The 12986-nt window shown below is 65.2% G+C and carries 11 protein-coding genes; 9 read left to right on the top strand and 2 right to left on the bottom strand.

Translation table 11 applies throughout. From position 1 onward, the window contains the following. Window positions 1-7 precede the first annotated feature (7 nt). Entirely contained in the window at window positions 8-1651 is a 1644-nt protein-coding gene (locus ADBZ9O_RS19925) for an HsdM family class I SAM-dependent methyltransferase (protein WP_526524664.1), read from the top strand. Further along, the gene (locus ADBZ9O_RS19920) at window positions 1602-2663 is read left to right on the top strand and encodes a hypothetical protein (protein ID WP_526524663.1); all 1062 of its coding nucleotides are present in this window, start codon (window positions 1602-1604) and stop codon (window positions 2661-2663) included. The genes ADBZ9O_RS19925 and ADBZ9O_RS19920 overlap by 50 nt, the downstream gene beginning before the upstream one ends. Before the next feature lie 11 nt (window positions 2664-2674). On the opposite strand, the gene ADBZ9O_RS19915 is transcribed toward ADBZ9O_RS19920, so the two are convergent. Then, entirely contained in the window at window positions 2675-3346 is a 672-nt protein-coding gene (locus tag ADBZ9O_RS19915) for a FadR/GntR family transcriptional regulator (RefSeq protein ID WP_526524662.1), read from the bottom strand. A gap of 159 nt (window positions 3347-3505) precedes the next feature. Here ADBZ9O_RS19915 and ADBZ9O_RS19910 point away from each other — a divergent pair, with 159 nt between their 5' ends. Then, the gene (locus ADBZ9O_RS19910) at window positions 3506-5224 is read left to right on the top strand and encodes a 2-isopropylmalate synthase (protein ID WP_526524661.1); all 1719 of its coding nucleotides are present in this window, start codon (window positions 3506-3508) and stop codon (window positions 5222-5224) included. Here the strand turns inward: ADBZ9O_RS19910 and ADBZ9O_RS19905 are convergent. After that, on the bottom strand, window positions 5172-5627 hold the full coding sequence (locus ADBZ9O_RS19905) for a peroxiredoxin (protein ID WP_526524660.1): 456 nt from the start codon (window positions 5625-5627) through the stop codon (window positions 5172-5174). The two genes, ADBZ9O_RS19910 and ADBZ9O_RS19905, sit on opposite strands and share 53 nt — an antisense overlap. 51 nt (window positions 5628-5678) lie before the next feature. On the opposite strand from ADBZ9O_RS19905, the gene ADBZ9O_RS19900 reads away from it, so the two are divergent. The 6 genes from ADBZ9O_RS19900 to lgt all read left to right on the top strand — a co-directional run bounded on the left by ADBZ9O_RS19900 (window position 5679) and on the right by lgt (window position 12983). Continuing rightward, window positions 5679-7235, top strand: a complete 1557-nt coding sequence (locus ADBZ9O_RS19900; protein ID WP_526524659.1) for an anthranilate synthase component I — start codon at window positions 5679-5681, stop codon at window positions 7233-7235. After that, window positions 7228-7905 (top strand): TIGR02234 family membrane protein, encoded by a 678-nt coding sequence (locus ADBZ9O_RS19895; protein ID WP_526524658.1) that lies wholly within the window; start codon window positions 7228-7230, stop codon window positions 7903-7905. Before ADBZ9O_RS19900 ends, ADBZ9O_RS19895 begins: the two co-directional genes overlap by 8 nt. 82 nt (window positions 7906-7987) lie before the next feature. Then, on the top strand, window positions 7988-8806 hold the full coding sequence (gene trpC, locus ADBZ9O_RS19890; protein ID WP_526524657.1) for an indole-3-glycerol phosphate synthase TrpC: 819 nt from the start codon (window positions 7988-7990) through the stop codon (window positions 8804-8806). A 27-nt stretch (window positions 8807-8833) separates the two neighbouring features. Further along, complete coding sequence (gene trpB, locus ADBZ9O_RS19885) at window positions 8834-10102, top strand: tryptophan synthase subunit beta (RefSeq protein ID WP_526524656.1); 1269 nt, start codon at window positions 8834-8836, stop codon at window positions 10100-10102. Further along, window positions 10099-10917: a tryptophan synthase subunit alpha gene (trpA, locus tag ADBZ9O_RS19880; RefSeq protein WP_526524655.1), complete on the top strand. Its 819-nt coding sequence runs from the start codon at window positions 10099-10101 to the stop codon at window positions 10915-10917. Before trpB ends, trpA begins: the two co-directional genes overlap by 4 nt. Next, the gene (gene lgt, locus ADBZ9O_RS19875; RefSeq protein WP_526524654.1) at window positions 10914-12983 is read left to right on the top strand and encodes a prolipoprotein diacylglyceryl transferase; all 2070 of its coding nucleotides are present in this window, start codon (window positions 10914-10916) and stop codon (window positions 12981-12983) included. The genes trpA and lgt overlap by 4 nt, the downstream gene beginning before the upstream one ends. The last annotated feature ends 3 nt before the right edge of the window (window positions 12984-12986 follow it).

The following is a 12986-nucleotide window of genomic DNA, read 5'->3' as shown; positions in this document are numbered from 1 at the left end:
TCACCCCATGACCGACACCGCGCAGGGCCGCAAGGCGCGCGGTGCGTTTTTTACCCCACCCGAAATCGCGCAGTACATCGCCTCCTGGGCCATCCGCACCGCCAGTGACCGCATTCTGGAACCTTCCTCCGGCGACGCGGCGTTCCTGGTGGCGGCCACGGACCGATTGCGGGCACTCGGCGGTGAAACGGGAGAGCGGCCCGAAGTGGATGGCGTCGAAATCCATTCCGATAGCGCTGCCGTTGCCCGACGCCGGGTTACCGCCGCCGGGGGTGACCCGCGGATCCACGTCGGCGACTTCTTCGCGGTGCTACCCCGGCCGACCTACTCCGCGGTCATCGGCAACCCGCCCTACATCCGCTATCAGCAGTTCCGGGGCGAATCCAGGGCCGAGTCCCGTAAGGCGGCGCTCAGTGCGGGGGTCGCGCTGTCGGGGCTGGCGTCCAGTTGGGCAGCGTTCACCGTGCATGCCGCGATGTTCCTGCGCGACGGCGGCCGCATGGGCCTGGTCCTGCCGGGTGAACTGCTGAGCGTCAACTACGCCGGGGTGGTCAGGAAGTTTCTGTTCGACCGGTTTGCGACCGTCGATCTGGTGCTGTTCGACGAGCAGGTGTTCCCCGGCGCCGAGGCCGATGTCGTGTTACTGCTCGCCGACGGTTTCAACAACGGGCCAAGCGCACACGCCACCATCCACCGCGCACCCAATGCGGCGTCGCTGACCTCTGTTCTTGCCCAACATCATTGGGTGCCACCGGACCCTTCTGATAAGTGGGTCAGCGGTCTCATCGGCGGGGCGTCGGCCACTCAGATCGCGGCGCTGACCTCAGCGGGTCACTTCACCACCCTCGATCAGTGGGGTGACACCACGTTGGGAATGGTCACCGGAAACAACGGCTACTTCGCGCTGTCCCGGCAGCGGGTGGCCGAACTCGGATTGCGTCGCAGCGATGTGCTTCGCCTGTCGCCGCCGGGCAGTGCGCACCTGCGCGGGTTGGTGCTCTCACCGGAGTTGTTGCGGCGGTTGGAGGATGAGGGCAAATCGGTGTTCCTGTTCCGCCCCGACGGTGACCCATCTCGGGCCGCTCAACGGTATATCGACGCCGGCTACACCGCGGGCGTACACAACGCCTACAAATGTCGGGTCCGCACACCGTGGTACCGCGTTCCGCTGCTGCGGCCCGCGGATCTGTTGCTGACGTGTATGAACGCCGATACGCCACGCCTGGTGGCCAACCAGGTCAAAGCCCATCACCTCAACTCGGTGCACGGCGTCTATCTGCATGACGGTGTCGGCGCGCTGGGGCGGGACTTGTTGCCGGTGGCGATGCTCAACTCCGTCACCGTGTTGCACGCCGAGATGGTGGGCCGAGCCTATGGGGGCGGCATCCTGAAGATCGAACCACGGGAAGCCGACCGGTGGGCGGTCCCCTCGGAGCATCTGGTCACCAGCCATGCCGACGCGCTGCGGGCGGTTCGGCGCCAGGTCGCCACCCATCTTCGGCATGGCCGGCTGATGGCGGCGGTGGAGATCGTCGACGAAGCCCTTGAGCTGCAGCGCCATGTCGAATCCCGGAAAGCACTGAATTCCCTGCGGGCGGCTCATGATTCGCTATCATCGCGACGGCAGACCAGGTCGCGTAGTGGCCGCTGAGTCTGCGAAAGCCACCGCGTGGGCCATCTTCGACCGGATCGTCGCCGATGCTGCGCCTGGCGGCGTGCACAGCAACCCCTGGCGGCAGGGCACCGGCGAACAGCCCACCTTCGTACCGGACTTCGCGGTGCTGCAGAAGCTCCTCGGGGTTCCGCTGTACCTGCAGGCCGATACCAACACCGGTGTGCCCGCGCTTGCGCTGGATGTCTGGCTGTCCTACGAACTCCGACGCGCGGGCTTCGAACCGGACGCCGTCTGGCCGCGTTCCAGCAACCCGCGGATCATGCCCCGTTCCATCGCCAGCCTGCTCGCCGAACTACCTCGGCATGAACGAGAACCCCTGCAGCGCCGACTTTTCGGAAAGACTGCCATGAAGGGCGTGGTGGGCTCGAGCGCCAATATCCTCGGCAAGAACTACGTCAAGCAGGTCGACGTCGTCATGTCGGACTGGGACACCGGTCCCGAACTGCTGATCAGCACCAAACGGATGGATTCGAGCTTCGGTAAGAACGCCGCCAACCGGGTCGAGGAAAGCTATGGCGACGTCAAGAATCTGCGGCTGCGACATCCGCTGGCTGCACTCGGCTTCGTCTACGGGTTGCGGTCGACCATCCTGGAAACCGAGCCCAACAAAGCAGAATGGTTGATCGACCTGCTGCAGAAGCTGGGCAACGAGGACGACGCCTACCACGGCGTCGCACTGGTGATGATCGACTATGACGTTGACATCGTCAGTAGTGCAGATGATTCGGGTGATGATGACGACGGCGATGACCCTCTGGTTGCGGCGGGTATCACCCCGGCCCCGGTGGACTCCGAGCAGGGCAGCCTCGATTTCGCCGGCGTCGACGAGGCGTTGGCCCTACTGCCCGCGGTGACCATCCGGCACGCCGAGGTGCCCGAAGCACTTGCGCCGTCGGTCTTTCTGGCCACGATGGTCCGGCGCGTTCTCGATGTCACCCCGGTGGCGCGGCATCGGGAAGCGCGGGCACGGGTGAAATCTCCCGGATAGCCACGCCGGTGCTACGTGAAGGACTCCTTCAGGGCACTTAGGTGGGTTCTGCTTGCCGCCGCGGCGGCCACCGGATCACGGCCAGTGATGGCGTCGACGAGTTGCTGGTGCGCGTTGTGATCGGCGGATTCACTCGGTACCGGCCGGATCTTGAGCATATCGATCATGGCCGGTCGCAGCCGCGGCAGGAACGTGTCGAACAACTGCGTCAGCACGTCGTTGTGCGCAGCCACGATCACCGCACGGTGGAACGCCATATCGGCGTCGACATGGTCGGATATCGACTGGACTCCGAGGCCGCGGGCAGCCAGGGTGCGACGCAGGATGCGCAGATCGGCGGGGGTACGTCGGGCGGCGGCCAGCGCGGCAGCCTCGGTTTCGATCGCGAGTCGCGCTTCGATGACGGAAGCAACTGTCGCGCGGCGCAGCACGCTGTCCCAGTCTTCGGTCGCATCGAGTGCGGTGACAAACACCCCGGCGCCCTGGCGACTGTCGAGCACGCCCTTCCCCGCCAGTTCGCGGATCGCCTCGCGCAGAGTGGAGCGGCCGACGCCGAGTTGCGCCGCGAGAGTGGTCTCGCCCGGCAGGCGATGCCCGAGTGGCCATTCGCCGCCGCGGATTCGCGTCAAGAGCAACTCGGCGGTCTGGGCAGCCAGCGGTTGACGCTGAACTTGAGAGATCATCGCGTACCTCTCTACTTGTCTGAGGAGTTGTGTATAGTCTAGCCATCATGATGTGCCTTCTTCTGCTTAACCGCCACGGCAGGGCCTGAATCGACTGGCCCCCTGCCGTGGGGTGGTGTGGTGCCGGTCGGATCTCCCGTCCGTCGAATAGGAACATTCATGATCTGGAACCATCAAACGCCCTCTCGGATGCCTTGGCACCGCTACGGCAACATCTATGACCGTGTGGAAGTTCCACTGGTACAACGGAATTGGCCTACCGCCAAGATTAGCGCTGCGCCCCTGTGGGTGCCCGTCGACCTGCGTGACGGCAACCAGGCGCTGGCCGAACCAATGGACCCGGCCCGCAAGCGGCAGTTCTTCGAACTGCTGGTTGACATGGGCTACAAGGAGATCGAAGTCGGTTATCCGTCTGCGTCGCAGACTGACTTCGACTTCGTGCGGCTTCTCGCCGAATCCAATATCGCACCGACTGATGTCACCATCGTGGTTTTCACTCCTGCCCGGCGCGATCTGATCGAGCGCACGGCCGAATCCATCCGCGGGATTCGCAACGATGTGGTCATCCACATGTACACCGCGACCGCCCCGGCCTGGCGAAACACCGTCCTGGACAAGAGCCGTGACGAGCTCCGCGAGCTGATTTTGGCCGGCGGTCGAGATGTGTTGGAGTTCGCTGGCGACCGGCCCAACACCCGCTTCGAATTCTCCCCTGAGGTGTTCAACCTCACGGAGCCGGATTATGTGCTGGAGATCTGTGACGAGATGACGCGACTGTGGGAGGCCGAGCCGGAACGCCCAGTTATCCTGAATCTGCCTGCGACAGTGGAGGTGGCCACTCCGAATGTGTATGCCGACCAGATTGAGTACATGCACCGCAACCTCGCGCGCCGCGACAGTGTGATCCTGTCGGTGCATCCGCACAACGACCGGGGCACCGGCATCGCTTGCGCGGAACTGGCGGTGCTGGCCGGCGCGCAGCGCGTCGAGGGATGCGTGTTCGGCAACGGGGAACGTACTGGCAATGTCGACATTGCCACTCTGGCGCTCAATCTGTTCGCCCAGGGCGTCGATCCGATGATCGACTTCTCCGATATCGACGAGATCGCCCGCACTGTCGCGCACTGCACGCGGATGCCCATCCACGAACGGCACCCCTATGTCGGCGACCTGGTGCACACCGCGTTTTCAGGCACCCACCAGGACGCCATCAAGAAGGGGTTCGCCGAGCACCGCGCCCGCGCCGAGGCCACAGGCCGTCCAGAGAGCGAAATTGATTGGCGGGTACCGTATCTGCCGATCGACCCGGCGGATATCGGCCGCACCTACGATGCAGTCATCCGGGTCAACTCGCAATCCGGTAAAGGTGGCATCGCGTACCTTCTGCTCACCGAATACGGGCTGGATCTGCCGCGGCGCCTGCAAATCGACTTCGCGCGGCACGTGCAGGGCCACACCGACGAGACCGGAGCCGAGGTGACCGCCGCCGAGTTGTACGACCTGTTTGAGTCTGTCTACCTTGACCGACGGGGTCCGGTGGAACTCAAAGAGTGGCGCACAGGCAGTGACGAATCGACGGAAATCACCCTCGTCGTCGAGGGTCGCCCTGAGACCAGCGTGCACCACAGCATCGGCCCGGTAGAGGCCCTGACCCGTGCGCTGGACCGGGTCGGCCGTCCGGTCGAGATCTTGAGTCTGACGCAGCAGTCGATCGGCGACACCGCCGTCACCTACCTGGAGTACCGGTGCGGCGACGCGGCCGGGTGGGCATGTGGCCGCAGCGATTCGGTGCTGGCCGCCTCGATGGCCGCGGTGCTGGTGGCCGTCAACGCGCCCGCAGCGCCTCGAGTGCCTTGTCAGCGTGGGTGTCCATGCTGACCTCGCTGGCGATCACCTGGAGGACCTTGCCGTCGGTGTCGATCACGAACGTGGTGCGCTTGACGGGCATCAGTTTGCCGAGCAGACCTCGCTTGACGCCGAAGCTGGTGGCGACCGCGCCGTCGACATCGGAGAGCAGCGGGTAGTCGAACTTCTGCTTATCGGCGAACTGCGCCTGCTTGTCGACGCTGTCGGTGCTGATGCCGACGCGTTGGGCGCCGACGGCGGTGAACTCCGACGCCAGGTCCCGGAAGTGGCAGGCTTCCTTGGTGCAACCGGGTGTCATGGCCGCCGGGTAGAAAAACAGCACCACCGGTCCCTGTGCCAAGAAGTCGCTGAACTTCCGTTCGGTGCCGGTCTGGTCGGGTAGTGCAAAGTCCTTGACGACATCCCCAGTTTTCATGGAGGCCCACGCTACGCCGGTGGGTGACGGCCGGTCTGGGAGGATGGGGCGGTGCAAGCCAACGCTTCGGCCGCTCGGATAGCCGTCACCACCGCGCGTGAGGACTTCCGCGCACTCGCAGCCGAGCACCGCGTCGTCCCGGTGACCCGTAAGGTCCTCGCCGACAGCGAAACGCCACTCTCCGCGTACCGGAAACTGGCCGCCAACCGGCCGGGGACCTTCCTGCTGGAATCGGCGGAGAACGGGCGGTCGTGGTCGCGGTGGTCGTTCATCGGCGCGGGTGCCCCTTCGGCGCTGACGGTGCGCGACGGTGAAGCGGTGTGGCTCGGCGCCATCCCGCAGGACGCTCCCCGCGGTGGAGATCCGCTGCGTGCCCTCAGCGCGACGCTGGAGTTGCTTTCCACGGCGTCGATGCCGGGGCTACCGCCCCTGTCGAGTGGCCTGGTCGGCTTCTTCGCCTACGACCTGGTGCGCCGCTTGGAGCGGCTACCCGAATTGGCAGTCGACGATCTTCAACTCCCCGACATGCTGATGCTGTTGGCCACCGATATCGCTGCCGTGGACCACCACGAAGGCACCATCACGTTGATTGCCAACGCGGTCAACTGGAACGGGACCGACGATCGGGTCGAGGATGCCTACGACGATGCCGTGGCACGGCTGGACGTGATGACCGAGGCGCTGGGTCAGCCGCTGTCGTCGACGGTGGCCACCTTCGAACGTCCCGAACCGCGGCACCGCGGGCAGCGCACTGTCGCCGAATACGAGGCGATCGTCGAGAAGCTCGTCGGTGACATCGAAGCCGGCGAGGCCTTCCAGGTGGTGCCGTCGCAGCGCTTCGAGATGGACACCGCCGTCGATCCGATCGACGTCTATCGGATGTTGCGGGTGTCGAACCCCAGCCCGTACATGTATCTGCTCCATGTTCCCGATGATGTTGGGGGAACGGCATTTTCGATCGTCGGCTCCAGTCCGGAAGCGCTGGTGACCGTCCAGGACGGCTGGGCCACGACGCACCCGATCGCCGGCACCCGCTGGCGCGGCGATACCGATGAGGAAGACCAGCTCCTGGCCAAAGAGCTTTTGGAAGACGAGAAGGAGCGCGCCGAGCACTTGATGCTGGTCGACCTCGGCCGCAACGATCTCGGTCGGGTCTGCGTGCCCGGCACGGTGCGCGTGGAGGATTACAGCCATATCGAGCGATACAGCCACGTCATGCACCTGGTATCCACCGTGACCGGTCAGCTCGCCGACGGCCGGACCGCGCTGGACGCCATCACCGCCTGCTTCCCCGCGGGAACGCTGTCCGGTGCGCCGAAGGTGCGAGCAATGCAACTCATCGAGGAGGTCGAGAAGACGCGTCGCGGTCTGTACGGCGGTGTGCTCGGCTACCTCGACTTCGCCGGTAACGCCGACTTCGCGATCGCCATCCGTACCGCGCTGATGAAAAACGGCACGGCCTATGTGCAGGCCGGTGGCGGCGTGGTGGCCGATTCCAACGGGATCTACGAGTACAACGAAGCGGCCAACAAGGCCAAGGCGGTCCTCAACGCGATCGCGGCCGCGGAGACCCTCGCTCCTGCGGCGCGGTCTACCGGCGATGGCTGACGACGATCGCGAGCGGCGGGGCAAGCGGACCATTCGCGTTGCCCAGCTGCTGCTGGTGGTGGCCAGCCTGCTGCTGTGGGTCGGATCGCGGCTGACGTGGGTGGTGGTCAGTTCGTTCGACGGCCTCGGGCAACCCAAGTCGGTCTCGCTCTCAGGTGCCTCCTGGTCGACGGCGCTGCTGCCTCTGGCGCTGCTGCTGTTGGCTGCGACGGTGGCCGCCCTGGCCGTCCGAGGCTGGCCACTGCGTCTGCTCGCTGTGCTGGTGGCGCTTGTCAGCGCCGCGACCGCGTATCTGGCGATCAGCCAGTGGGTCATTCCCGACCTCGCGATTCGCGCTGCTGATCTCGCCCAGGTTCAGGTGGCAGCGCTGGTCGGAACCGAACGACGCTATATCGGCGCCGCCCTCACACTGGCCGGCGCGGTGTGCACTCTGGTCGCGGCTGTTTTGCTGATGCGGTCGGCCGCGACGGGCCGGGCGGCCACGGCCAAGTACGTCGCCCCCGCAGCACGCCGTGAAGCGAGTCGTTCGGAGATTGTCGACGACGGCGCGACACCTGCCGGTGCGTCCTCCGAGAAGCCCACGATGTCGGAGCGAATGATCTGGGATGCACTTGACGAGGGCCGCGACCCGACGGACCGACAGCCGGGGTCCGGCACTGGTTCTGTCTGACAGGGCCGGTTATCGCTGATGCCTCCGTGGCGGTTACCCTTCATAGCGTCATCGGGACAGCCTTTGGGAAGGGAATGACAGCATGAGCTCGGCAACAGTGCTCGACTCCATTCTCGAGGGAGTCCGCGCTGACGTTGCCGCCCGCGAAGCCGTCGTGAGCATGGCCGAAATCAAGGCCGCCGCGAACGCCGCTCGGCCGCCGTTAAATGTGATGGCGGCGCTGCGCGAGCCCGGTATCGGAGTGATCGCGGAAGTCAAGCGCGCGAGCCCCTCCCGCGGTCAGCTGGCCACCATCACCGATCCGGCACACCTGGCGCGCGCCTACGAAAGTGGTGGCGCACGGATCATCAGCGTGCTGACCGAGGAGCGTCGTTTCCACGGTTCGCTCGACGACCTTGATGCAGTGCGCGCAGCCGTGTCGATTCCGGTGCTGCGCAAGGACTTTGTGGTCCGGCCGTACCAGATCCACGAGGCACGAGCGCACGGTGCCGATATGCTGCTGCTCATCGTCGCTGCCTTGGAGCAGCCCGCGCTGGCCTCGATGCTCGACCGCACCGAGTCGCTGGGGATGACCGCATTGGTCGAGGTCCACACCGAGCAGGAGGCGGACCGCGCCTTGGCGGCAGGTGCCCGGGTGATCGGGGTCAACGCGCGCGATCTGAAAACCCTCGAGGTCGACCGTGACTGCTTCGCCCGGATCGCACCCGGTTTGCCCAGTGACATCATCAGGATCGCCGAATCGGGTGTCCGGGGCACCGCGGACCTGCTCGCCTATGCCGGTGCTGGCGCTGATGCGGTGCTCGTCGGCGAAGGTTTGGTGACCAGTGGTGATCCGCGAAGCGCGGTAGCCGACCTGGTGACGGCGGGGACCCATCCCTCCTGCCCGAAGCCGTCCCGCTGAACTCTGATTGGCCGTTAGGCGTGAACGATGTCTGATTTTTCTTCTCCTGTTCTTCCGCGCTCGAGCGCGGCTATTGCCGAACCCACGGTGCACGACCCCGATGCGCGCGGTCACTGGGGTGTCTACGGTGGCCGACTGGTTCCCGAGGCGTTGATGGCCGTCATCGAAGAGGTGACTGCGGCCTATGAGAAGGCGCGGTCCGACCAGACCTTCCTCGACGAGTTGGACCGATTGCAGACGCATTACACCGGGCGTCCCTCCCCGCTGTACGAGGCGACCCGACTGTCCGAACATGCCGGCGGCGCCCGACTGTTCTTGAAGCGGGAAGACCTCAACCACACCGGATCTCACAAGATCAACAACGTGCTGGGCCAGGCGCTGCTGGCAAAGCAGATGGGTAAGACGCGGGTCATCGCCGAGACCGGCGCAGGCCAGCACGGGGTCGCGACCGCTACTGCATGTGCGCTCCTTGGTCTGGAGTGCGTCATCTATATGGGCGCTGTCGACACCGCGCGGCAAGGGCTCAACGTGGCGCGGATGCGTCTGCTCGGCGCCGAGGTGGTCTCGGTGGAGTCCGGTTCGAAGACGCTCAAGGACGCCATCAACGAAACGTTCCGGGACTGGGTGGCCGACGCCGACAACACCTATTACGCATTCGGCACCGCGGCCGGGCCGCATCCGTTCCCGACGATGGTGCGCGATTTCCAGCGTGTCATCGGTCTGGAAGCGCGGGTGCAGATCCAGGCGCAGGCCGGGCGACTGCCGGACGCGGTCACGGCCTGTATCGGTGGCGGATCGAACGCCATCGGCATCTTCCATGCCTTCATCGACGATCCCGACGTCAAGCTCGTCGGATACGAAGCGGCCGGTGACGGCGTCGAAACCGGCAGGCATGCAGCCACTTTCGCTGGAGGAACACTGGGCGCCTTCCAGGGTTCATTCTCCTATCTGCTGCAGGACGAGGACGGGCAAACCGTCGAATCGCATTCCATTTCCGCCGGCCTTGACTATCCGGGAGTCGGACCCGAGCATGCCTATCTCAAGGATCGCGGCCGCGCCGATTATCGTCCGATCACCGATAGCGAGGCGATGGACGCGTTCCGTCTGCTGTGCCGGACCGAGGGCATCATCCCGGCCATCGAATCGGCACACGCGATAGCCGGCGCGCTGAAACTCGGTGTCGAGTTGGGCCCGGCCTCGATCATCCTGGTCAACCTATCCGGCCGCGGTGACAAAGACGTCGAGACGGCCGCGAAGTGGTTTGGCCTGATGGACGGGGGAGTCGCGGGATCATGACCGTTCAGCAGAACGAAATCCGCGGACTGGCTACCACTTTCGAACGCTGCCGACGCGAAAACCGGGCCGCGTTGATCGGCTATCTGCCCACCGGCTACCCCGAAGTGTCGTCGTCGATCGAAGCGATGACCACTCTTGTCGAATCCGGCTGCGACATCGTGGAGGTCGGGGTTGCTTACTCCGACCCCGGAATGGATGGGCCGACCATCGCCGCGGCCACCGAGGCGGCGCTGCGCGGGGGTGTGCGGGTGCGGGATGCATTTCGGGCAGTGGAGGCCATCAGCAACGCCGGTGGTCAGGCCGTGGTGATGACTTACTGGAATCCGGTACTGAAGTACGGTGTCGACGCCTTCTCGCGTGATCTGGCCGCAGCGGGTGGATTGGGACTGATCACTCCGGATCTGATCCCCGAAGAGGCCGACGACTGGATCGCCGCCTCCGATGCACACGGACTCGACCGCATCTTCCTGGTGGCGCCGTCATCGACTCCGGAACGGCTGGCCAGCACCACCGCCGCCGCCCGAGGCTTCGTCTATGCGGCATCGACCATGGGTGTCACCGGTGCCCGCGACGCGGTCTCCAACAGCGCACCCGAGTTGGTCGCCCGCGTCAGAGCGCTCTCCGATATTCCCGTCGGAGTTGGGCTTGGCGTGCGCTCGCGGGCGCAGGCCGCCGAAATTGCCTCCTACGCAGACGGTGTCATCGTCGGCTCGGCGCTCGTCTCAGCACTGACCGACGGTCTGCCTGCAGTCCGGGCATTGACCGAAGAACTGGCAGCCGGAGTCCGGCAGAGAGTCTCTGGGGTTTCCGGTTGATATCGACGACGCTGGCTTCCTTTCCCAGTCCGGCACAGGGTGTCTGGCATCTGGGACCGATCCCGATCCGGGCATATGCGCTGTTCATCATCAGCGGCATCATCGCCGCGCTGGTGATCGGCGACCGCCGCTGGGAAGCTCGCGGCGGCGAGCGCGGCGTGATTTACGACATCGCGCTGTGGGCCGTGCCTTTCGGACTTATCGGCGGCCGGCTCTATCACGTGATGACCGACTGGAAGACGTACTTCGGCCCTGAGGGTGCGGGTGCTTTTGCGGCGCTGAAGATTTGGGACGGCGGCCTGGGTATCTGGGGCGCGGTGGCCCTCGGTGCTGTCGGTGCATGGATCGGCTGCAGGAGTCGCGGCATACCGTTGCCCGCATTCGGTGATGCGATCGCGCCTGGAATTATCTTGGCGCAGGCCATCGGTCGGCTGGGCAACTACTTCAACCAGGAGCTGTACGGTCGCGAGACCGATCTGCCCTGGGGGATGGAGATCTTCTACCGGCAGGATCCGTCGGGAATTCTCGACGTGCATTCCCTTGCCGGGGTGTCGACAGGCAAGGTCGCGGGCATCGTGCACCCGACATTCCTGTACGAGTTGCTGTGGAACCTCCTGATTTTTGCCCTTCTGATCTACGTCGACCGGCGCTTCAAGATCGGGCACGGCCGGTTGTTCGCGCTGTACGTGGCCGGCTACTGCGTGGGCAGGTTCTGGGTTGAGCTGATGCGCGACGATGTCGCCACTCAGATCGCCGGGATCCGGGTGAACTCCTTCACCTCGACCTTTGTGTTCATCGGTGCTGTCGTGTACTTCATCCTGGCGCCGAAGGGCCGCGAAGATCCGGCGACGCTCAAGGGCAACGCCGACGAGGAGTCGGTTGTCGAGGAGCTGTCCAAGGAACTCGCCGCAGTGGCCGCGACCACCGGCGTCGTTGCCGCGGCGACTGTTGCCGGGCGGGAGGACGAACCTGATCCCGAACCTGGCGATGACGAGCCCGAAGACAAGACCGAACTTGTCGAAGTGGTGGCGACCGAAGAGCCTGCTACCGACGAAGAAGATCTCGACGGGGACGACGAATCAGAAGCCGATGAGGTGGCGGAAGCCGAGGACGAGGCCATTGTTGAGGCTGAGGTGGCCGCACCGGATGTGGCGATCGAAACGGCAGCGGTCGCCGAGGACGAAGATCTGATCGACGAGGATCACGACCCGGTCAGCGACGAGGACCTCGAAGGTCTGACCGCTGACGTCGCCGCGTCTGGTGCCCCGGTCTCCGAGCAAGAAGAAGAGCTCGACGGGGGCGACGACGCGGAAGACGGCGAGGCGGCGGAAGTCGAGGCGGTTGCGGTCGGGACCGTCGTTCCGGAGGCGTCATCAATTGATGACGCCGTAGAAGAGGATGACGAAGAGGCCAGTCCCGAGGACGAGGCCATTGTTGAGGCTGAGGTGGCCGCACCGGATGTGGCGATCGAAACGGCAGTGGTCGCTGAGGACGAGGATCTGATCGATGAGGATCATGACCCGGTCAGCGACGAGGACCTCGAAGGTCTGACCGCTGACGTCGCCGCGTCTGGTGCCCCGGTCTCCGAGCAAGAAGAAGAGCTCGACGGGGACGACGAGGCGGAAGACGGCGAGGCGGCGGAAGCCGAGGCGGTTGCGGTCGGGACCGTCGTTCCGAAGGCGTCATCAATTGATGACGCCGTAGAAGAGGATGACGAAGAGGCCAGTCCCGAGGACGAGGCCATTGTTGAGGCTGAGGTGGCCGCACCGGATGTGGCGATCGAAACGGCAGCGGTCGCCGAAGACGAAGATCTGATAGACGAGGATCACGACCCGGTCGACGACGAGGACCTCGAAGAAACTGCGGCTGTACCTGCCGAGGGCGCCCCGGTCTCCGAGCAAGAAGCCGAACTGGATGACGAAGCCGAATCCGACACCGACGAAGCCGAATCCGAATCCGACACTGTCGACGAAGAGCCCAAGCAACCGGTGACCCCTGCGGTTACCGCTCCTGCGCCAGCACCAGCGACCAAGCGCTCGGTGTGGTCCCGCCTCCGGCGGCGCTGACCA

This window comes from Mycobacterium sp. (assembly GCF_965229105.1).
GTDB lineage: Bacteria > Actinomycetota > Actinomycetes > Mycobacteriales > Mycobacteriaceae > Mycobacterium.
This window is presented reverse-complemented; position numbering and strand designations above follow the sequence as displayed.